This window comes from Pedobacter nototheniae (assembly GCF_032678625.1).
Taxonomy (GTDB): domain Bacteria; phylum Bacteroidota; class Bacteroidia; order Sphingobacteriales; family Sphingobacteriaceae; genus Pedobacter; species Pedobacter nototheniae_A.
Genome location: NZ_JAVTSO010000004.1, coordinates 15,687 through 37,282 on the forward strand (window position 1 = coordinate 15,687; position 21,596 = coordinate 37,282).

At 35.6% G+C, this 21,596-nt stretch carries 23 protein-coding genes; 7 read left to right on the forward strand and 16 right to left on the reverse strand.

Translation table 11 applies throughout. The annotated features are described in order from the left end of the window. Nucleotides 1-125 precede the first annotated feature (125 nt). The 7 genes from mtaB to R2Q77_RS13025 form a co-directional block, all read right to left on the reverse strand. Nucleotides 126-1,448, reverse strand: coding sequence for a tRNA (N(6)-L-threonylcarbamoyladenosine(37)-C(2))-methylthiotransferase MtaB (gene mtaB, locus R2Q77_RS12995; protein WP_316804152.1), 1,323 nt, complete (start codon nt 1,446-1,448; stop codon nt 126-128). A 157-nt stretch (nt 1,449-1,605) separates the two neighbouring features. Next, entirely contained in the window at nt 1,606-2,172 is a 567-nt protein-coding gene (locus R2Q77_RS13000; protein WP_316804153.1) for a UbiX family flavin prenyltransferase, read from the reverse strand. 408 nt (nt 2,173-2,580) lie between these two features. After that, nucleotides 2,581-3,204: a Crp/Fnr family transcriptional regulator gene (locus R2Q77_RS13005; RefSeq protein WP_316804154.1), complete on the reverse strand. Its 624-nt coding sequence runs from the start codon at nt 3,202-3,204 to the stop codon at nt 2,581-2,583. A gap of 181 nt (nt 3,205-3,385) precedes the next feature. After that, nucleotides 3,386-4,249: a flagellar motor protein MotB gene (locus R2Q77_RS13010; protein ID WP_316804155.1), complete on the reverse strand. Its 864-nt coding sequence runs from the start codon at nt 4,247-4,249 to the stop codon at nt 3,386-3,388. A gap of 95 nt (nt 4,250-4,344) precedes the next feature. Continuing rightward, entirely contained in the window at nt 4,345-4,884 is a 540-nt protein-coding gene (locus R2Q77_RS13015) for a sigma-70 family RNA polymerase sigma factor (protein WP_316804156.1), read from the reverse strand. Nucleotides 4,885-4,978: 94 nt separating this feature from the next. Then, nucleotides 4,979-5,590 (reverse strand): Crp/Fnr family transcriptional regulator, encoded by a 612-nt coding sequence (locus R2Q77_RS13020; protein ID WP_316804157.1) that lies wholly within the window; start codon nt 5,588-5,590, stop codon nt 4,979-4,981. A 136-nt stretch (nt 5,591-5,726) separates the two neighbouring features. Next, a complete protein-coding gene (locus tag R2Q77_RS13025) occupies nt 5,727-6,899 on the reverse strand; it encodes an aldose epimerase family protein (protein WP_316804158.1) in 1,173 nt (390 codons plus the stop codon). A 193-nt stretch (nt 6,900-7,092) separates the two neighbouring features. Between R2Q77_RS13025 and mgrA the strand changes: the two genes are divergently transcribed. Together mgrA and R2Q77_RS13035 are read left to right on the forward strand one after the other, a co-directional pair. After that, entirely contained in the window at nt 7,093-8,085 is a 993-nt protein-coding gene (gene mgrA, locus R2Q77_RS13030) for an L-glyceraldehyde 3-phosphate reductase (RefSeq protein WP_316804159.1), read from the forward strand. A gap of 126 nt (nt 8,086-8,211) precedes the next feature. After that, nucleotides 8,212-9,126: a cation diffusion facilitator family transporter gene (locus R2Q77_RS13035; RefSeq protein ID WP_316804160.1), complete on the forward strand. Its 915-nt coding sequence runs from the start codon at nt 8,212-8,214 to the stop codon at nt 9,124-9,126. Here the strand turns inward: R2Q77_RS13035 and ligD are convergent, their stop codons facing one another. Further along, nucleotides 9,127-11,817, reverse strand: coding sequence for a DNA ligase D (gene ligD / locus R2Q77_RS13040; RefSeq protein WP_316804161.1), 2,691 nt, complete (start codon nt 11,815-11,817; stop codon nt 9,127-9,129). A 218-nt stretch (nt 11,818-12,035) separates the two neighbouring features. On the opposite strand from ligD, the gene R2Q77_RS13045 reads away from it, so the two are divergent. From R2Q77_RS13045 to R2Q77_RS13065, 5 genes are all read left to right on the forward strand, one after another. Continuing rightward, nucleotides 12,036-12,251 (forward strand): DUF3606 domain-containing protein, encoded by a 216-nt coding sequence (locus R2Q77_RS13045; protein ID WP_316804162.1) that lies wholly within the window; start codon nt 12,036-12,038, stop codon nt 12,249-12,251. Between the two features lie 11 nt (nt 12,252-12,262). Continuing rightward, nucleotides 12,263-12,463, forward strand: coding sequence for a hypothetical protein (locus R2Q77_RS13050; RefSeq protein ID WP_316804163.1), 201 nt, complete (start codon nt 12,263-12,265; stop codon nt 12,461-12,463). A 98-nt stretch (nt 12,464-12,561) separates the two neighbouring features. Then, nucleotides 12,562-12,888: a hypothetical protein gene (locus R2Q77_RS13055; RefSeq protein WP_316804164.1), complete on the forward strand. Its 327-nt coding sequence runs from the start codon at nt 12,562-12,564 to the stop codon at nt 12,886-12,888. 548 nt (nt 12,889-13,436) lie between these two features. Then, the gene (gpmA, locus tag R2Q77_RS13060) at nt 13,437-14,126 is read left to right on the forward strand and encodes a 2,3-diphosphoglycerate-dependent phosphoglycerate mutase (protein ID WP_316804165.1); all 690 of its coding nucleotides are present in this window, start codon (nt 13,437-13,439) and stop codon (nt 14,124-14,126) included. A 113-nt stretch (nt 14,127-14,239) separates the two neighbouring features. Further along, nucleotides 14,240-15,223, forward strand: a complete 984-nt coding sequence (locus R2Q77_RS13065; RefSeq protein ID WP_316804166.1) for an aldo/keto reductase — start codon at nt 14,240-14,242, stop codon at nt 15,221-15,223. A 198-nt stretch (nt 15,224-15,421) separates the two neighbouring features. On the opposite strand, the gene R2Q77_RS13070 is transcribed toward R2Q77_RS13065, so the two are convergent. From R2Q77_RS13070 to R2Q77_RS13105, 8 genes are all read right to left on the reverse strand, one after another. Next, nucleotides 15,422-16,276: a hypothetical protein gene (locus R2Q77_RS13070; RefSeq protein ID WP_316804167.1), complete on the reverse strand. Its 855-nt coding sequence runs from the start codon at nt 16,274-16,276 to the stop codon at nt 15,422-15,424. 10 nt (nt 16,277-16,286) lie between these two features. Next, on the reverse strand, nt 16,287-16,709 hold the full coding sequence (locus R2Q77_RS13075) for a hypothetical protein (RefSeq protein WP_316804168.1): 423 nt from the start codon (nt 16,707-16,709) through the stop codon (nt 16,287-16,289). A gap of 34 nt (nt 16,710-16,743) precedes the next feature. Then, a complete protein-coding gene (locus tag R2Q77_RS13080) occupies nt 16,744-17,082 on the reverse strand; it encodes a hypothetical protein (protein WP_316804169.1) in 339 nt (112 codons plus the stop codon). Nucleotides 17,083-17,247: 165 nt separating this feature from the next. After that, the gene (locus R2Q77_RS13085; RefSeq protein ID WP_316804170.1) at nt 17,248-19,128 is read right to left on the reverse strand and encodes a sensor histidine kinase; all 1,881 of its coding nucleotides are present in this window, start codon (nt 19,126-19,128) and stop codon (nt 17,248-17,250) included. 68 nt (nt 19,129-19,196) lie between these two features. Beyond that, the gene (locus R2Q77_RS13090) at nt 19,197-19,949 is read right to left on the reverse strand and encodes a LytTR family DNA-binding domain-containing protein (protein WP_316804171.1); all 753 of its coding nucleotides are present in this window, start codon (nt 19,947-19,949) and stop codon (nt 19,197-19,199) included. 117 nt (nt 19,950-20,066) lie between these two features. Then, a complete protein-coding gene (locus R2Q77_RS13095; RefSeq protein WP_316804172.1) occupies nt 20,067-20,255 on the reverse strand; it encodes a hypothetical protein in 189 nt (62 codons plus the stop codon). A gap of 193 nt (nt 20,256-20,448) precedes the next feature. Next, nucleotides 20,449-21,153, reverse strand: coding sequence for a sulfite exporter TauE/SafE family protein (locus R2Q77_RS13100; RefSeq protein WP_316804173.1), 705 nt, complete (start codon nt 21,151-21,153; stop codon nt 20,449-20,451). After that, nucleotides 21,150-21,584 carry a FixH family protein gene (locus tag R2Q77_RS13105; protein ID WP_316804174.1) on the reverse strand — a complete coding sequence of 145 codons (435 nt, stop codon included), beginning with the start codon at nt 21,582-21,584 and terminating at the stop codon, nt 21,150-21,152. Before R2Q77_RS13105 ends, R2Q77_RS13100 begins: the two co-directional genes overlap by 4 nt. Nucleotides 21,585-21,596 lie beyond the last annotated feature (12 nt).

A 21,596-nucleotide genomic window follows, 5' to 3' on the forward strand; every position in this document is an offset into this window, starting at 1 on the left:
GAAAGACCAAAGCTGAAAGGCTAAAGCCGAAAGTACAAAACCACAATATTAAAGCGGAAAGGTGAGGTTTAAAATTAAGCTTGTGCAGGAAAAAAGCTTTTGCACGCCTTTAACATCCTGTCTAATTAGTGATGAGCGTAGGCCGTTTCCAGTTCGGCAACTTCTACTTCTCCATCTGCGGTAATTTCTAAAAGTTTAACGGCTTTTAACTCATTAACCATAACCGGATCGTATTTAGCCCTTACTTTTACATAATTTTTAGTAAAACCGTGCATATAACCTGCTTTATGGTCTGCCTCGAACAGAACTTCAGCATTGCTGCCAATTTGAGATTCGTAAAAGGCTCTTCTTTTTTTGTCCGATAAGATGTGAAGCATTTTGCTCCTTTCATTACGCTCACTACCTGTTACTACCCCCTTCATATCTGCAGCGGCAGTTAATTCTCTTTCTGAGTAAGTAAACACGTGTAAATAAGAAATGTCAAGCTGATTTAAAAACTGATAAGTATCCAGAAAATCTTCTTTAGTTTCGCCTGGGAAGCCCACAATCACATCCACACCAATGCAGCAATGCGGCATTACTTCTTTAATTTTAGCTACACGTTCTACATATAAATCCCTGCGGTAACGACGGCGCATTAAGCCTAAAATTTTATCAGAACCCGATTGTAACGGAATATGGAAATGTGGAACAAAGCGTTTAGATTGTGCTACAAATTCAATAATTTCATTGCTTAAAAGATTGGGTTCAATGGACGAAATCCTGATTCTTTCTATGCCTTCAACTTCATCCAGTGCTTTAACCAGATCAAAAAATTTATCTTCACGATTTCCATTGCGGATACCAAAATCGCCCAGGTTTACACCGGTTAAAACAATTTCTTTTACACCACTTTCGGCTACTATTTTTGCACGGTTTACCACATTTTCTATGGTATCACTTCTACTGGCACCACGTGCTAAAGGGATGGTACAATAAGTACAAGGATAATCGCAACCGTCCTGCACTTTTAAAAAAGTTCGGGTACGATCGCCTATAGAATAAGAAGCAATAAAATTATGGTTTACTTTTTCTATGTTTTGCTGATGTACAACTGCCTTTGGCTGTTTAGTTAAATCAGAAATAAATTCAACAATTCTAAATTTTTCTGCGGCACCCAACACCATATCAACGCCTTCAATTTCAGCTATTTCCTGTGGCTTTAACTGGGCATAACAACCCACAATGGTGATATAGGCATTTGGAGAATGCTTTAAGGCTTCTTTAACTACTTTACGGCATTTTTTATCGGCATGCTCCGTTACAGAACAGGTATTGATCACATAAACATCAGCCTTATCCTGAAACTCTACTACACCATAACCTGCATCGGTAAATAAACGACCAATGGTAGACGTTTCTGAGAAATTTAGTTTACAACCTAATGTATAAAATGCGACCTTTTTCATTTAGCCTGCAAAGATAAGAAATTTGTTCACAGTTAGGAACCTGGGCAGCCATTAGCGCACAAATTACAGTGAGATAACAATAAGCTTGATTAGGATTAGAGAATTTAAAACATCAGGAATAGCCAACGTTTAATTTTATGCCTCATAATGCCCGGATCTATTTCTCCTGCCAGCGGTAGCTGTCTTGCTCAAAACCGGCGAGATCTAAAACCCTGCTAATAACAGTGCCGGCTACTTCTTCAATACTTTTTGGCAAGCTATAAAATGATGGATTTGCCGGGCAAATAATTCCCCCTGCCTCGGTTACTGTTTTCATGTTATTGATGTGAATTAAACTAAACGGTGTATCCCGAACAACGGCGATTAGTTTTCTGCGTTCCTTTAAAACAACATCCGCAGCCCTTGAAATTAAATCATTCGAAATTCCATGTGCTATTCGGCCTAATGTTCCCATAGAGCAGGGTACAATTATCATGGTATCATATTTTGCAGATCCTGAAGCAAAGGGTGCATTAAAATCATTTTTACTGTAAAAAGTAAAGTTATAGTTGTTATAATCCTGATTGCCTAATTCAAATGCCCAAACTTCTTTTGCATTATCGCTCATAACCACTCCAACTGCTTCAATCTGATTTTTAAGTTTAGCCAACTCATCAAATAAAACTTTAGCATAAACAGAGCCGCTTGCCCCGGTAATGGCAACAATTAATTTCTTCTTTATCATAACAGCACAAAATAGGATTTATAAAATAAAAAAGGGCCGAATACAAGTATTCGACCCTACATCTACCTATGAAAAACATACCCTCGAAAGGGTAAGAACAAATATATATATTTTTTTAAAAAAAGATAATTGTTAAATGTTAAATAGTGTAAAACAGTGAGTAAAAATAAAACAAGATTACAAACCACTGATATACAATATTTTAATTTTTAATTTTTTAAAACAATTTTGATAAAAGGGCATCTTATTGCATCAATCATGCCAAAATTGTTCTTTTCAGGATGGTATAACGAGGTCAGTTTTGGCATTTTTTCGCAAATGACTGTTAAAAAGTTGGCAAAAATTATTTTTTTAAGGATACACTATGCTAAAATTTCAGTGCGTATAATAACAATAAAAGGTTTTAGCCTATTGTTCTAATTTTGATCTTAACCGGCTGAGTGTTTCTACCCTCATGCCCAAAAAAGAAGCAATGTGTTTTATTGGTGCGCGCTTTACCAGATCAGGATATGATTTGATAAAACGTAAATATTTTCTTTCGGTAGATTGTAGACGGGAAATAAAACCCCTTTCGCAAGCTTGCTGAAAATAAAGTTCAGTCATTTTTCTGCCTACATAGTTCGCAATTTCGAAATTACTATACAACTGGCGTGTCATAGAAAGCGGAACTGCAATTGCGATCACCTCTTCTATTGCTTGTATATATTCTTCAGAAGGAATTTCTTCCTCCATAAAATTCCTGATGTTGCCGACCAATTCATTTTCTCTCGCCATCCATGTGGTAACTTCGCTTTCTCCGTTTTTCATATAACCTCTAACCAGGCCCTTTAAAACCAGAAAGATGTATTTGTTTCGGTGAAGCGGAGATGAAATAAACTTATTCTTTTTAAATACAACAGGAAAAGTCTGCGTATTAATAATGTGCTCTATTTCCGTATTAAGGGGGTGAAATGATTTAAAAACAGTTATTAACGGTGAAAACCCGTTGTAATTTGCCCACCTATCTTTTGAATAAATATTTTCCGGGTTCATTTCTTAGTCTTATTAAGCTATAAAAATAGAGGTACTATTTCTATATTTTAAAATTTATGAGACTATTAAAATAAGAAAAGGATTAATAGCAACCTTAAATAATTTAGAAAATTTAAATGTTAAGCATCATTAAACAAAAAAGGCTAAAACTTAAATGTTTTAGCCTTTTGGTTGTAATAAATTATTTTTGTGTTTCAGCAGGTGCTTTACCAATTAATTCCATAAACTGATCTAATTTAGGTGTTATGATAATTTGAGTACGCCTGTTTTTAGCTTTTCCGGCCGCACTATCATTGCCTACTATCGGATTGTATTCTCCTCTTCCGCCAGCAGTTAATCGTTTTGGATCAACTGAATATTTATTTTGTAAAGCTTGTACAACAGAAGATGCTCTAAGTGCACTCAAATCCCAGTTGTTGCGAATATTGGGTTGTGAAATAGGCACATTATCGGTATTACCTTCAATCAGCACATCATATCCCTGGTAATCAGTAATGATTTTAGCGATTTTACTGAGCGTTTCTCCTGCTTTATCAGATATTTCATAGCTACCTGATTTATACAGCATATTATCAGAAAGCGATATGTATACCACACCTTTAAGTACCTGAACATCAACATCACTCATTTCTTCTCGACTTAAAGACCTGGTTAAGTTATTGGTTAAGACCAGGTTAAGCGAATCGCTTTTATTCTTGGTGTTTACCAGTTGCTGGATGTATTTGTTAGAACTGTTTATTTCATCAACCAATTTAGAGATATTCACATTTCCCTGACTACTTGATGATAGACATTTATTTAAAGCATCCTGCAAGGCTGTAACATTGGCCCGCTCAGACCTTATTTGTTCTTCGAGGCTTTTTACCCGACTGGTTGAGCCAGAGAGTTCGCGCTGACTATCCTGATATTTATCACTTAATTCCTGATTTCGTTCACGAAGTTTGGAATAGGTAGATTGTAGTTCAGTATACTTCTTATTGCTTACACAACCTTGAATGAGTACGACTGAAACGAGCATAACAGGGATTGATTTATACCATTTCATAATTTCAATTTTATTTAAAGATAGATAACAAACAGTGTACCGTAAAGTTTTTTGGCCTTGTAAATGTCAAAATCCGGCATTTAATTATCGAACTATCAATAACTGGCCAAAGCAACTTTGAGTTTGCCCATTGCCTTTGTAATGTGATATTCTACAGCCCTTTCTGTTATATAAAGTAATGCAGCTATTTCCCTGTTGCTTAGTCCCTGCTCCCGGCTCATTTTGTAAACCCGTTTGCATTGGCACGGTAAAGTATCAACCAGTACATTAACTTTTTCTTTTAAGTTATTAAATAAAACCTGCTCTTCGGTACAATTGCTGGATTCTGAGCAATCCATCATCTGAAACTCGGTATGTTTTTGCCGGCTTACTTTATTTCTAATGTATTCGAAAGTTTTAAATTTAGCGGAGCGGATTAAGTAATGTTCAATATTCTGGAGTTCCAGTTCATTTCTACGCTCCCAAAGGGATTTAAAAATATCCTGAACCATTTCTTTAGCTGGCTCAACTTCGCGGATATTATTATAACAAACAGCGTAAACTTTCTCCCAATACAATTCGTAAGACCGCTCGAACAAATCTTTATCGATGCGACTAAATGTACCCGGAAGTTTTTTATCTGTATTACCTGCCAAAACCTGCTAAATGATTATGCGCAAATATAGCTATTTAGACTTATTATAAATAAAAGATCTGCATTAAATCAGAATCCACTGATTGTCAGCACAGTTAAATGTCTTTTTTAATTTTACTCCTCATCCTGCTCAAGGTTTCTAATCGCATACACAGGTAACTGGACAAAATTTTTACCGATACACGTTTACTTATATCGGGATGATTGATAACAAATTGTTTATATCTGGCCTCTGCTGTGGGTATTCTGGATAAAATTGATCTTTCGGAAGAGCGCTGGTAATGAATGGCTAATAACTTTCGGCCCAAAACATTGGTTTCAGGAAAATGAGTGTACAATCCATCAATCAAATGATAAGGGGCTACTAAAAGTTCCGTGTCTTCCAGGGCCTGTAAATGTTCTGTGTACGGCGATTTTACGATTAAAGGATTTCTAACCTTGCCAACCAGGCATTTTTCTCCATTTAAAGAAGTTGTAATTTCTTTTTCATCTTCTACAATATAACCTCTTATAAAACCTTTAATTACAAAAAACAAGCAATCTTTATAATGATTTACGGCATCTAAAAGTTCATTTCTTTTAATTGTAATTGTAAAAGTTTCTTTTCTCGCAAAAGAAACTACATCCTCTTTTAAAGGATGCAGCTTATTAAAAAATTCCAATAAGGTATCTCTGTTGTACCCAACTAATGCTGTATTTGATTCCATCCCGCCTGCAGTGTATTATTTACGTTGCAAACCTACGAATTCAAACATCTTAATAAAGAAATATAGAGCAATTATTTAACTTAAATCGTAAGTCGATTTATATTTAATTAACATATTTACTACTACAATTATTCAATTAATTGCTAAACTTATAAATCGAACTGGTTTTATAAGTGGCTCCTGCTTTTAAAGTTGTGGTCGGAAAATCAGGCTGATTAGGGGAATCTGGAAAATGCTGGGTTTCTAAACAGAATGCCGTTCTAAACCGATCTTTTACCCCTGTTTTAAAGATATTTTTACTCTCCATAAAATTACCACTGTAAAATTGCAAACCTGGTTCCTGGGTATAAACATCCATAATAATACCTGATTTATCACCCTTAACCGTAGCTGCATGATACATGTTTAAACCCTCAGTTTTATTTAAAATAAAGTTATGATCATAACCTTTGCCATAAGTAAGTTGTCGGTTTTTATCCCGAATACGTGCACCAATGTTTGTTAATTTAGTAAAATCGAAAGGCGTACCGGCTACTTTTTCTATTTTCCCTGTCGGGATTAAGGTTGAATCCACAGGCGTGTATTCATCTGCATAAATTTGCAGAGAATGATACAAAATCTGTCCGCTTCCTTCGCCATTTAAATTAAAAAAGGCATGATTGGTTAAATTAAGCACTGTATTTTGATCTGTTTTGGCTTCATAATCCATTTTCAATTCGTTATCATCTGTTAAGGTATAAGTTACTTTAACATCCAAATTCCCTGGAAAGCCCTCTTCCATATCTTTTGATAAATAATGAAATTCGAGGGTATGATTATTTATTTGCTTAGCATCCCAAACTACGGCCTGAAAACCTTTTTTACCACCATGAAGTGTGTTGATGCCGTTATTGGTAAACAAAGTATAATCTTTTCCATCCAATGTAAATTTGCCTTTGGCAATGCGGTTTCCGTAACGCCCAATGGTGGCACCAAAATACGGCTCAGTTGATTTTATATAATCGTTTACACTTTTAAAACCGACTACTATATCAACCATTTTTCCCTCGTGGCTGGGAACAGAAAGGCTAACCAATCGCCCACCGTAATTGGTAAAAACGGCCTCCGCATTTTTTGCATTCGTTAAGGTATAAAGTGCGGTTTGCTTACCGTCTATTTCCTTTTTGAAAGAATCGGCTAAAAGCTTAACAACTTTAAGGGTATCCGCATTAACGTCGTCAACAGATATTTCTTCTTTATTTTCAGATTGACAAGCTGATAAAGCGATACCCGCAATAACAACGATGCCCAATAGGTTTTTAAAATTCATTTTAGTGATAAATTGGTCAGTGCTAAAAAAGATAAATATAAATATTAATTTAAGAATATGTATAAATCGATTTAGTTATCACAAAAAGAATACTTAATGAGGTAAAGAATTGCCTTTTCATGTGGATTTAAACACTTATATCAGATAATAATTCCGAAAAATCTGCTTAACATTGCTCTTCAAAAGAAGAAAGATGAATCAAAATATATCGGATAACCGCTACAACAATATGGAATACCGCCGTTGCGGAAAAAGTGGCTTAAAGTTACCTGCTATTTCGTTGGGATTATGGCATAATTTCGGGCATGTAAATGTTTTTAGCAACAGTAAAGATTTAATTTATACCGCATTTAATAACGGAATAACCCATTTTGATTTAGCAAATAATTATGGTCCTCCTCCAGGCGCTGCTGAGGAGGTTTTTGGAAAAATAATTGCAGACGACTTCAAAAATTACCGCGACGAAATGGTTATCTCCAGCAAGGCTGGTTATACCATGTGGGATGGTCCGTATGGCGATTGGGGTTCTAAAAAATATTTAGTTTCCAGCCTTGATCAAAGCTTAAAAAGGATGAAATTGGATTATGTCGACATTTTTTACCACCATCGTCCTGATCCGGAAACACCTTTAGAAGAAACCATGGCTGCCTTAAGTTTAATGGTTCAACAAGGCAAGGCGCTTTATGTTGGGATTTCAAATTACGAGGCTCCTGAAGCAGAAAAAGCAATTGGCATTTTAAAAGATATGGGTACGCATTGCTTAATTCATCAGCCTAAATATTCAATGTTTGACCGTTGGGTGGAGAATGGGTTGCTTGATGTTTTAGAAAATAATGGCGTGGGTTGTATTCCCTTTTCGCCTTTGGCACAGGGCATGTTAACTGATAAATATTTAAAAGGTATCCCTGCAGATTCGAGAATAGCAACAAGTGGTGTATTTTTAAAGGAAAGTAATATTACCGCAGCAAATATTGAAATTATTTCCAAGCTGAATGATGTGGCTAAATCCAGAGGTCAGAAATTAGCCCACATGGCTTTATCCTGGATTTTAAAAGATAAAAGAATTACTTCTGTATTAATTGGCGCCAGTAAAGCCGAACAAATTACGGATTCTATTAAAGCTTTAAATAATATAGAATTTAGCCCGGAGGAGATTAATTTAATCGACCAGATTCTTAAAGGCTAAATTATTTCCGGGATTAATTCTTTAATCCCGGAAATTTAAGGTCAATCGTAAATTTTCTATGGAGCAGGTGCAAACTAAATGTTGATCTGATGGTTAATCTTTTATCAATTTTATTTCATCTGAACTATGGCAAGAGCCAACAAATCAATATACAGCGCATTAGCGGCCAACTTACTTATTGCACTTACCAAGTTTATTGCTGGTGGATTTACCAATAGTTCTTCTATGATTGCAGAAGGAATCCACTCTACTGTTGATACCAGTAACCAGATTTTATTGCTGTACGGATTGAAGAGAAGTCAAAAACCTGCAGATCAATATCGGCCATTTGGCTATGGAAAAGAATTATATTTCTGGTCTTTTATTGTCTCCATTATGATTTTTGGTTTGGGTGGTATTGTTTCCATCTCACAAGGCATCAGCCATATTCGCCATCCGGAAGTTTTAGGAAATCCAACCTGGAATTATGTTGTTTTAGCTTTATCATTTGTGTTTGAGGGTGCATCTTTTCTTGTTGCTTTAAAAGAATTTAATAAAACCAGAAATGGCGTTTCCTGGTGGAAAGCCATTATAAAAAGTAAAGATCCATCCGGTTTTCTTGTTCTTTTTGAGGATGGGGCAGCCATTTTAGGTTTGTTAATTGTATTTATCCTGATGCTGTTCAGCCACGCATTTAACCTTCCCGTTTTGGATGGACTGGCATCTGTTTTAGTTGGTACTTTATTGGTTTTTGTTTCGTTTATTTTAGCCAGGGAAAGCAGAAGTTTGCTGATGGGTGAAGGCGTTTCACCAGAAACACAGCAAAAAATTAAAACCATTGCAGAGAATGATAAAGATGTGGTAAGCGTTGTGAGTATATTAACGACCTATCAATCGCCAAAAGAGGTTTTACTCATGCTTATCTTAAATTTCCAGCCAGAACTGGACACGAAAGATTTAACAGATGCGATAGAAAGAATCAGGGAAAATATAAAAACTGAGTTTGATTTAATTAAATTCATCATTATTCAACCTCAGGCTGCTTCAGAATTTGAGCGCTAATTAACCAAAAATTTCTTTTGCTTTAGAAATCGCTTTTTTTAAATCTATTCCTTTACCCAAAACACCTTTAAATAAATCTCCCTCAATTTTTAAGCGGTCTATTGCATTAAAAATATTAAAATCTTTCATTTTTAAACCAGGTTTTACTTCCGTCCAGTGTAAAGGCATGGAAACTGTAGCCCCAACCTTAGGGCGGAGCGAATATGGCCCGGCAATGGTTGCCCCTGGCCTGTTTTGTAAAAAATCAAGATACATTTTTCCTTTTCTGGCAGAAATCATTCGCTCTAATGAAGTGTATTCCGGAATTTGTTTATGAACCAGGTCTACGATAATCCTGGCGAACATCTGGCTTTGCTCATAACTGTATTTGGCTTCTAAAGGAATATAAATATGCATTCCGGTTGAACCTGATGTTTTACAGAAACAAGGTACATCAATGGCATCCAGAACTTTCTTAACTTCCAAGGCCGCTTCAACCACCTGGTCAAAAGTATTTTTATCAGGATCGAGGTCTATCACACAATAATCAGGGTTATCCAGATTTTGTATCCTGCTAAACCAAGGATTCATCTCTATACAGCCTAAACTGGCCATCCACATTAATGTTGCTTCATCAGCCCCAACCAGGTACTCTTTTTTTTCTCCATTGCTGGTTTCATAAGGAAAGGTTTTAACCCAATCAGGCGCTTTACCTTTCACATCTTTTTGATAAAAACCAGGACCGTGAATGCCTCCGGGAAAACGATTTAAAGACTGCGGACGATCTTTTAAATAAGGCAAAATATAAGCAGCAACCTGATGGTAGTAATTAAACATATCTCTTTTGCTTACCTTATCTTCCGGCCAGTAAAGTTTACTTAAGTGGGTAAATTTAAGTTCATGACCTTTTATTTTACGTACCTGGGTTTCATCCTTTGGGTTAAGAAGTGTTTTTGGTTCTTTCCCCACTGGTGGTTTTATGGCTTCCTCATGTTTATCTTCTTTTTTATGAAGTAGCTCATCTGTTGATTTTTCTTTTTCTAAAACCACATCTTTAGCCTTTTTATCTATCCTCATGCCTTTAAAGGATGGATGACGGAAAACACCGTCTTCAGTAATTTCGGTAAAGGCAACTTCACAAACCAGTTCTGGTTTAAGCCAGGTTGCCTTTGCCTTAGGAGGATTGGGCCTGAAACGGGATGGTTTATTTACATCGGGTAAAACCTCAAAAGGACTTTTATCAACGATAAGCGGTTCAAACTGTTTCATCATTTCTTTCTGTAAATGATCGGAAAAACCTGTTCCTACCTTGCCTACATATTCCAATGCGCCTTTTTTATAAACGCCAAGCAGCAAAGAACTAAAATACTTGCTGGTACTGGCATTTTTTGTAAACCCTGCAATTACCACTTCCTGCCTTTTGTGCACTTTAATTTTAAGCCACTCTTTTGATCGTTGGTTTGGTACATACAGGCTGTTGCTTTTCTTGGCAATTATTCCCTCAAGCCCCATTCTTTCTGCTGCATCAAAAAAGTTTATCCCACTTGCTTTAAAAACTTTACCCAACCTGATCTGGTCATCCTCTACCGGCAAAATTTCTTTTAAAATTGCTTGTCTTTGAAAAAGAGGCAGGTCCATCAAATTTTTACCTTCATACCAAAGTACATCGAAAACATAAAAAACCAATTCTCCGTCTGCTTCGCTCCGCCAATTCTGGAGTGAAGAAAAACTCGAAACCCCTTTTTCATTTAATACCAGTATTTCTCCATCCAACAAAGCATTCATTTTCCATTTGCCCAGCAAATCGTAAATTGGATAAAACTTATCGTTAAAGGACTTATTATTTCTGGAAAGCAGGTTTACTTTTCCTTTGTTAACATAAGCCAATGCGCGGTAACCATCCCATTTTACTTCATATTGCCAATCAGGGTCATCAAAAGGTTCATTAACCAATGTGGCTAACATGGGTTTTAATTTTTCGGGCAATGGCGATTTTGGCGCTTTTTTCAAGATAGCCTTAACATCAATTTCATCATCGGCATCAGCCTCTTCCGTTTCTCTTATCGCTTTCTTTTTCGTTGCCTTCTTTTCAGGTTTAAGGGTTTGTTCATGGCCTTCTTTCCATACTTTCTCGGAAGTTTTTTCCATACTTTCAATGGTTTTACCAGAAATTACAGATTGATCCGATTTGGTAATGTCTTTTACTGACGCAAAATCATCTTTATGTTTAATTAAAAGCCAGCCATTTTCGCCCATTCCATGGGTTTTAACTAAGGCAAATTCTCCTTTAAGTTTCTTTCCATTAAGTTTTATTTTTAGCGAGCCGGACTCCAGTTGCTTTAAGAGATGCTTTTCCCGGGCCTTTTTGCCTTTTATTTCCTCAATTGGTTCATAAGTACCTTCATCCCACACAATCACTGTACCTCCTCCGTATTCTCCTGCAGGTATAATCCCTTCAAATGTCCGGTAATCGTAAGGATGATCTTCGACCATCATGGCCAGGCGTTTAGTTTTGGGATCTGTTGAAGGGCCTTTAGGTACCGCCCAGCTTTTTAATACGCCATCCATTTCCAATCTAAAATCGTAATGCAAGCGCGATGCATCATGCTTTTGTACCACAAACCATAATTCATTATTCTCTTTACTTTTTCCTGATTTTGGTTCAGCTGTTTTAGAAAAATCTCTTTTAGCTACATATTTTTCAAGGCTCATATCGATTGTTTAACAGGTAATGGATATGTTTAAAACTATAGTATGGTGAAAAAGGTTTTACAATAGTGTTAACTTATTAAAAACACAAACACATAACAAACTGTTAACAAACAACTTAATTAAAAATACATCTGATTATCATAAATTTGTAAAAGACAAAAAAAGCCCAAACCAAATCTCCAAAAGGCTGTTTTATTATTCACCAATGTATAAATGTTATGGAGCCACTGCACATCCCAACAAATCAAGAATTGCTACTGATTGATGTAGCTGAAGAAAGTGACCGTAAATACTGGGCCGAAAAGCTCGGTGTGAGTTGCGAAACCTTAAAATCTGCCATCAGGGCAATCCATAATATGGAATTTATTAAGGTTCAACAATATTTAACCTCTCATAAACTAAAGCAAACGCCATTTAACGAATCCTTTATTTAATGCATCAGGCAATGAAAAGTACAAAGAAAGCGGGCGTTCAAATTAATGGCATCCAACCTATAACGGATTGCAACCATCTTATAGATTTACCTTCAACAGAAGATATTTTTTCCAGTAAGGATGGCATTTTCTCTAAAAATAACCAGCCAAAAGGCGAAATTAAGCTTCTAAGTAAATTCTTCCCGAAGAATGGATTATACAATTTACTTTAGATAAAGACAAATTAATAAAAACCTTGTCTGTCTATTTTTGTTAATGTTCATATACACCTATAATGAATATTGCTACAATAAAGCATTAACAAAAGCCTATGAGTAAACCATACCAAATTACCAACCATAAATCCCTCTGTAACCAATTAGAAATTTTAAAAAACCAATTAAAAGAAAAAGAACATACCATACCAAAAGACAGCCTTAACCTACTCCAATCTAAATTTGTACGATTGAAACATCGAAATTCAGGTAGTTTTAAACATGCAGAAAAAACAGTCTTTAATAAAAATCTGATTGGTAACTTTTTATCAAAAATGGTTAAAGGCAAATTATTTAAGCGCCAGGGTTTTCTATTTAAACTTTTCGCGGGAATAATTGCTAAAAGAACAGGTAAACATATTCATCAGAAATTCCTTTCCTAATAAGAATAAATTGAGTAGTTGTGGTAGTAGCACAACTACTTTTTTATTTTTCGGAGCCTAAACAAATAAAAAGGCCAAGCTGTTTACTATCGTCATTGGATCATCCCTAATCCTAGATAAAAACATCACTTGGCCGGTAACAGAAAGCACATCCCATTAATAAACAATTTAAAATGTTTAATTTCCTGGCATGGCTATATTTTAAGCACAAATAAATACGCTAAGCCAATTCTGGCTTGTTTTACAGCTGCAATAAATTTTATTTTTTTTTATAAGTATTCCAGTCAAAATTAAACTTCTCTTTTCAGATTGAAGCTTAATGATGAAACATTAAGAAATGTTAACAATAAATACTCAATAGGGCTGATTGATAGGCAAACGAATTGCCTACTAAATAATTAAACTGCTTTTTTGGCTTATTAGTATAACCAAACTAATATTTACAATTAAAAAAACACAATAAACTGAATTACAGCTAAATAAAATAAAGATATATTTTTTTCATGATGTAATATTACATTTGGAAGGTTGGGACTTATGATTTAAAAATGAAGAAGATAGTATTAATCAGGCATGGAGAAAGTTTATGGAACCGGGAGAATAGATTTACAGGGTGGACTGATGTTGATCTTTCAGAAAATGGTTACATAGAAGCTAAAAAGGCTGGTGCAATTTTATTAAAGAACGGATATAACTTTGACCTGGCTTTTACTTCTTTATTAAAACGGGCCATAAAAACGCTCCACATTGTGCTGGAAGAACTGGATCATTTGTGGATACCAGAGCTAAAATCATGGCGTTTGAATGAACGTTTCTATGGGGCTTTACAAGGGTTAAACAAAGCGGAAACTGCTCAGAAATATGGTGCCGAACAGGTTTATAAGTGGCGAAGAGATCCTGATGAAGAACCTCCGGCATTAACCAAAGATGACCCACGTTACCCGGGCATGGATTTAAGATATGCGGCTTTGACTGAAGCAGAATTACCTTTGACCGAAAATTTAAGTGATACCATTGCCCGTGTTTTACCTTTTTGGACAGAAACTATAATTCCGGCTTTACAAAGCGATCAGAAAATTATTATCGCTGCTCATGGCAATAGTTTAAGGGCTTTAATTAAATACATAGATGGCTTGAGCAATGAAGAGGTTACTGCTTTAGAAATTCCTACCGGCGTGCCTTTGGTTTACGAATTTGATGATAAATTACAAAAGCTGAGCCATTACTACCTGGTTTAACATTTTTAGTTTTTCATAAACTTTCTATTAGTTTAATGATACTTATACATGATTTAAGTAATTATAGGGCTGTTCCTTTTTTAAAGACCTTTGCTGCATTAAATAACACAGAAATGGAATATAGAAAATTAGGAAATACAGATTTAAAACTCTCCGCAATTACTTATGGCGCTTTTGCTATTGGTGGCACCATGTGGGGTGGAAATGAAAAAAGTGATTCTATTGAAGCCATCCACGCTTCTATTGATCATGGAGTGACGACTTTAGATACAGCTCCATTTTACGGATTAGGCTTAAGTGAAGAATTAATCGGTGATGCCTTAAAAGGTAAAAACCGGAGTAAAATACAGATTCTGACTAAGTTTGGACTGGTTTGGGATGGCAGTAACCAGGGTAAAGGCGAACATTTTTTTGATCTTGAGGAAGGTGATAAAAAAATTCCTGTTTATAAATACACTTCCAAAAATAACATTATTAAAGAGGTTGAAGAGAGCCTGAAGCGATTGAAGACCGATTATATAGACCTTTTACAACTCCATTGGGCAGACCAGACTACGCCAATTGCAGAAACTATGGAAGCGCTTGACGACTTGATTAAACAAGGAAAAATCAGAGCAGCAGGTGTTTCTAATTATAGTATTGATCAAATGCAGGAAGCTGAAAAAACTATCTCACTCGCTTCAAACCAAGTTTCTTACAGCATGTTAAACCGTGCTATAGAAAAAGATTTAGTACTCTACTCTATTGAGCAAAACAAAGGAATTATTGCTTATAGTCCCATGGAACGTGGTTTATTAACTGGCAAGTATTTTAAACAGGGCAAACTTAAACATGATGACCATAGAAATGGTTATTTTAACCAGTTTAACCTGGAAAATGTAAAAACCTTTTTAGAAAGCATTAGCCCGCTTGCAGAACGTAAAAAAGCTACTGTTGCACAATTGGTTTTAAGGTGGACAACCTTACAGCAGGGCATTACAATTGTGTTGGCGGGTGCAAGAAATAAAGCGCAGGCAATTTCTAATGCAGGTGCTATGAATTTTGATTTAACCTTGGATGAACTTGCATTTATTCAAACTGAATTAGAAAAAATATAATTTATCATCAGGAAGCTCTATTATAAAACTCGATTCTTATTGGGCTTTGGTAGATTGAATCTGTCGAAATATTGTCTATTCTAATGATATTTCGACAGTTCCTGAATTGATAAATGTGGTTCAGGTTCCTGATTTATTTCACCAACCGATAGGCCTGGAGTAGATCTGTATTTAATAATTTGCAGTTTTTCATAAAAATCAATTTTCAAACTCAAATTGTTTGGGGATTTTGTAGCCCTTTTTATATGGAATAGTAACTTCTGCAACTTTTACATTTTTTTCCAGAAGACAATTATTTTTTATAATCTTCAAATCATATACTGATTTACCATTAGGTTCAAAACTATAGGTATTGCTTTCGCAAATCACCAATTTAAAATCATCACCTGCACCTTCGCCATAGTTATGGTAAGTTGTAATGTGAACCAGATTACTTAATTTTCCGTTTTGCAGATTAATCACATCGTGGTGATAATTGCTTCCCATGTGCTCTTGTCCGCCAGTTAAAACAATCCCTACTGAATGGTCACCTGTGAGGACGAGTTTTTCAAATTCTCCAGGATTTCCATACATACCTCCGCCCCCGGCATTAAGCATAAAATCAGTTCTTTGCCAATTCCCGTTTTCTTTTTTAAAGACAAAAACATCACACCACCCAACTGAAGCGCCATAAAAAGGGGCTCTGTTTTCTGCTACGGCTATTCCATATAAGTCGGTATTTGCCTGAAAAAACACCAAAGAATTAAATTCTCTTTGAATTGTATCTCCAGGCATATCCCCTATGGCTGCGTTGCTTACTGTATCGTAAACAGATTGGCTTAATCGTTCCACATCTTCCAAGCTAAAATCTTTAACTTCGGGCTGCCATTTATAATCAGGTTTGGGAATAGAAATTTCGGCTTTTAAACTGTCTTTTGAAACCGTGTCTGCTATTTTAACATTTGCTTTTTTATTGAAATCCGTTTCCCGGCCAAACTGATAAGATATTGCCCAATATACCATCGCTAAAAGCAATATTATACCAACTGCAATAAAAACCTGCTTTCTTTTCATTGGTTAAAATTTAGCAATCGTAATTTCCATAATTAGTTTTCTCCAGCGCATCCTCCATGACGTCTTTTTGCTGTTTAGGTAGTGGCTGTACATTTAAGATCACTTTAAGCTGTCTTTTTCCATCCGGGCTAATCCAAATTCCCTGCATGCCATTTGATGTTTTTTGTAAAATCATTACTCCTGTAAAACGAAACTCGGGCATGGTAAAATTACCTTTCCCGTCGGTTTCTGGCAGCAATTGTATCCACGGAGTATTTTTACCATAACGATAAATTGCCATATAGTTTTCAAATCCTCCGCAGGGATTTTCATTTTCTTTTAAATACAGGGTAACTGGTTTGCTATCAATGGTTCCTTTATATAGTTTAGAGCTACTTTTTTGAGCCTTGGCACCAAACGAAAGCATTAGCAAAATGAATAAAATCTTTTTCATGAGATATTTTAACACGGTTAGTTTAAATCTTTAATCAGGTAATTTGGGCGCTGATCAGCATTACAATCAACAAGGCCAAACAAGCCGTAAAGCAATAATAGGTTTTATTTTTATTATGGGTAACCATAAAGTAAATGGCAGGCAACAGGCAGCTTAACATCAGTAAACCCTCGCCAAGCATTGCTCTGGAGTAAATTACCGGATTTACATAGTACCACGGATTACCATTGACTACACCCCAGGAATAGTTGGCCACCTCTTTATTAATGCTTACAACCCACCATTCGTTTAACGAGATAAAGGCCCACAAAGCAAAAAATAAGCTACAGAAAATGCTTAGAATCCAAAATACATGTGGTTTTCGTTTAATCATGAATTATCCGGAAAATAAATCAACAGGTTTTTGCCTGTGTTTAACTGACCAAAATAAATTTAGAAGTATATATTTATAAAAACCTACAGATTTATTATTCGTTCGCCACCGTTTATTATCTGCCCGAAAGCGCTTATTATTCGTTCGGGTAAATTGTAAATAAATTTATTGATCAATGGTGAAGGGAATACAAAGTTCTATCGTGGTGCCTTCGCCCGTTTTACTGTTTATATTAATCCCGGCAGGCAAACCACTTTCTTTAGCTAAAATTTCTAAACGTTCTTTACTAATGGCTGTAGACAAAGATTTGTGTTGCGGATATTTTTGATGCTCATTTTCAAATCCTTTTCCATTGTCTTTAATAGACACAAATAAAATCTGACCATCGATTTTAAAGTGTACAGAAACATTCCCTTCTTTACTATTTGCATCTATACCATGAATAATTGCATTTTCTACAAAGGGCTGCATCAGCATTGGCGGAATCATAATCACGCCAGTATCATCATTAACAGGTTCATTTATTTCGTACTGAAAAGCATCATCGTACCTCATTTGCTGTAAACTCAGGTAATTTTCTAATGCTGCAATTTCTTCACTTAGCGGAACCAGTCGTTCTCTGGAAAGCTCTAAACTACTTCGCAGCAAGCGCCCAAACTGATTTAAATATTTTAAGGTCTTTTCTTTCTCATCAAAACGGACAAAACTTTGCAATGCTGATAACGTATTAAAAATAAAGTGAGGCTCCATTTGCGTACGCAGCAAACGTTGTTCTAAATAAGCCTTTTCAGTTTCGCTGTTCAGCTTGCGCTGGCGTTGAATAAAATAAAGCAATAAGGCAATGGCCAAACCCAACAAAGCCACCAGCGTGGTAATAACCAGCCATAACCGATTGCTTTGTAAACGGCCCTGAGCAATTCCGACGGTTTGGTTTAAGGTATTTATAGATTTATCTTTTGCCTGAAGCTGATAAATGGAAGCCATTTCTGCAACAGCACGTGCATTTTCTGTTTCGTAAACAGACTTAAATAAATTAATTAACCTGCTTTGCTGTTGCTCTGCTTTGAAATATTGTTTGGTTAAAAAATAATAGCCTAACAGATTCTGATGGTAAGAAATAAAATTCTGATCGTCTCCGGCAGCGGGATATTTTTGAATAAAATCTTTACACCTTTCAAGATAAAAATGAGCACTGTCGTGCTGTTTATCTTTTAAAAATGCACCCGCTAAATCAGAATAAGTACCAAATAAATTTGCCGAAACTACGCTGGTGGCCAATTTACCCCGTTCCATTTCTTCCTTTTCATCCAATAAAAGTCGTTTTTTATTGTAGTAAATAGATGAATCGGTTTGATTGGTTTGTTGAAAATATAGGGCTTTACGGTCGTAAAGAAATCTAACCTCTGTTTCGTCGGGGTGTAAGCGATGTAATTTGTCCATTTTGGACACATATTTATAGACCGAATCCTTACTTCCTCCTGATTTAAAAAAACAAAGTGACATTTGGCTACTTGCACGGTATTGTGCCGAATAGTCATCAGGTAGTTGCGGTAATAACTTTAAGGCTTCTCTATTCATGCTAAAAGCATTGTTAAACTGATAAAGCTTTTCGCTGGATTGTGCTGCAGAAAAAAAGATCGTTACTTTTTGTTTCGCTGATAAACCTAATGAGGTATCTGCAACTAACATTTGCCCTGCCTGATTAAAATAATAATTAGCCTGATGAATTTTATGTTCCGTGTTGGCTGCATTACCCAAGCCCGCGTATAAAAGTACTTTATCATCTAAGTGACCTGGCTGATTATCCATAAAAGCCCAGGCGAGTTCCATATGTTTTTTTAAAGAATCTCTTTCGCGCAGACCGTAAAAAACACCTGCAATATTATATTCTATTTTCGACCGAAGTACAGAATCACCCTCAAAACGCTTATCGGCCAGTTTTTGATTCCAAAAAGCAAGCCGCACTTTTAAATCCGGATTCTTCTTTAAGGTATCAACAAATTGCTTAAATTCTTTAAGGTGCTGATCTGTATCACTTTGCACCATATGACTTATTTTCTGTTTACAGGAAAAGAAAAATAAAACCACCAACAAGGAGAATATGCTTATCTTTTTCACGTACCTAAATGACTGATTCTTTGAACAATGAACTCTTTACGGCGATCTGAAACCGGAATTTCGGTCTTATCTTTTAACAACAGTTCTCCAACTTTTAAAAATTTATCGATATAAGTTATATTGACCAGATAGGATTGGTGCGGACGAAGAAACCATTTCTCGGGCAATAGTTCATCATAAAATTTAAGCGGTTTGGAAATGATGATTCTTTGTCCGTCGGCTAAAACAAAATGGGTATAGCTACCATCACTGCGGCAATAAACAATATCTTTTAGCTGTACAATTTGTAAATATTCCAGGGTGTGTAAAACGATGCGGCTCTCCAATCCTTCGGTGTGGTTGCTGCTGACTTTCAGAACTTCCAGCTGTTGCTGTTGTTTCGAAAGATTTAATCCGCTTTCATCCGTAATTTTTTGAAGTGCGGCTTTAAGTTCGGCTTCATCCAATGGTTTAAGCAAATAATCTAAAGCACCGTATTTTATGGCTTTTATCGCAAAATGATTGTAGGCAGTAATAAATATAATGCGAAAATCAACTTTTTCAACCTGGCTCAAAATATCAAATGCGGTTCCGTCTGTTAGTTGAATATCCATTAAAACCAATTGAGGTTGGGTGGCCTTAATTAAGGTTAAGGCATCACTTACATTGGTGGCAGAACCCAGCAGATTAAAATCTTTTTCCTGTTCCAGCAGCCAAACAATTTCTTTTCTTACTGCAGGCTCATCCTCAATGATAAGGGTTCTAATCATGTACGCTTAGTTAGGTTTCGCAAGCAAATTAATAATTTAAATGATAGCCGGGGTAAAACTATTGTAGATATTTATATTTCTGTTGATCTGGCTTGATCAATTTGAAGTAAAACCTTTTTATACAGGTTCAATAGCACTTGCTACCAATCCAGCCTTACTCATTTCAATTTTAAAATAGATATCCATGCCTACCCAAACCTCACTTTTAAAGTCTGCTAAAGAAAATGTAATTTCCTGTTCGTTCTCATCAGTAATAACACCACTATTATTCTCATCAATAAAAGTGATTTTGCCTTTTCTAATCATATATTTTATACACAACTACTTACAAAAATAAATCGATTCAATATTAAGCTTTTCCGTATTATTAGTTTGTATAAAAAAAACTACATCAATCAATTATTTTACAAACAATTAGCATATCGAATATAAGTCTTAAACTAAGCTTTAAGTTTTACAGAATCTTTTTATATCCTATTTTAATCAGGATTTATTTAAATCATCTGCACTCCACAACGGCTCCGTGTTTTCCAGGACCTGAATTTGGAGACAAGAAAGGAATGCCTAAATCTGAAGCGCGGAGAATAAAAAGTACACCAATAAAAAGCATAAACCAGGGAATAAGTTTTTGGGTATTGAAGCGAATGTATTTTTTAAGGTAAACACCGCCAAGAGAAATCATCAGCATGAGCGGCGTGGTGCCCAAACCAAACAAAAACATAAAGGTAGCGCCGCCTTGTGAGGTTGAACTATTTAAAGCGGTAGCCAAAGCGAGGTAAACCATGCCACAGGGAATTAAACCATTCAACATTCCGGCAAAAAAGCCCCAAAATGGCAAGATGAAAACCTTAGACATTAATTTACTGATTGGCTTTATGAGGATTAACTGAAAACCAGATAATTTCTTTTGGTAAGCATTGCTTAAGTGTAAAATTGTAAAAAGAATAAGCGTGGCACCCATTGCAATACTCAAAACTTTTTGATTGCTGAATACGCTTAAACCGTTTCCTAAAGTACCTGCAATTAGTCCAAGCAATGTATAAATAAGGATTCGACCGAGCTGATATAATAATAATTGAAATGCGGCATGGATGAGCTTATTTTTTTGAAATGGCATACCTAACATTAACGGACCGCACATTACCGCACAGTGTAAACTGCCCAACAGCCCCATTATAAATGCCAAAGGGAAATAGCTTATCATAACATGATGTTCTTTTTATACTGGTATTTCTTTTTACCTGAATGCCATTGCAGGTTTAAAAACCAAAGCCCTTTTCCCATTTTACTTTTATCAATTAAAATTAAATTAGAGGTCCCAATGGTATTTCCTTCGTATTTAAGATCATCGGCATTATTTGAAGCCCGCATGAGTACAAGTTTATAGCTTGCACTGTCTTTTAAGGTAATTATTACCTGTTGTTTATTGATTTGAATAGCGGGTTCGGCATTATCATTTAGGGTATTTTGTTTTGCATTATATTCCTCGTTATAGTTAATGCCTTTTTCGTAATAATTTTCTTCTATCAGCGCATCTCTTCCGTGTACAAAGAACATGTAAATCACCATACCAATAATAAACAGCATAAAAGTAATCATGCCCAACACAATTTTTGTTCCCCAGTTCATATTCATCTCTTTAGTTAT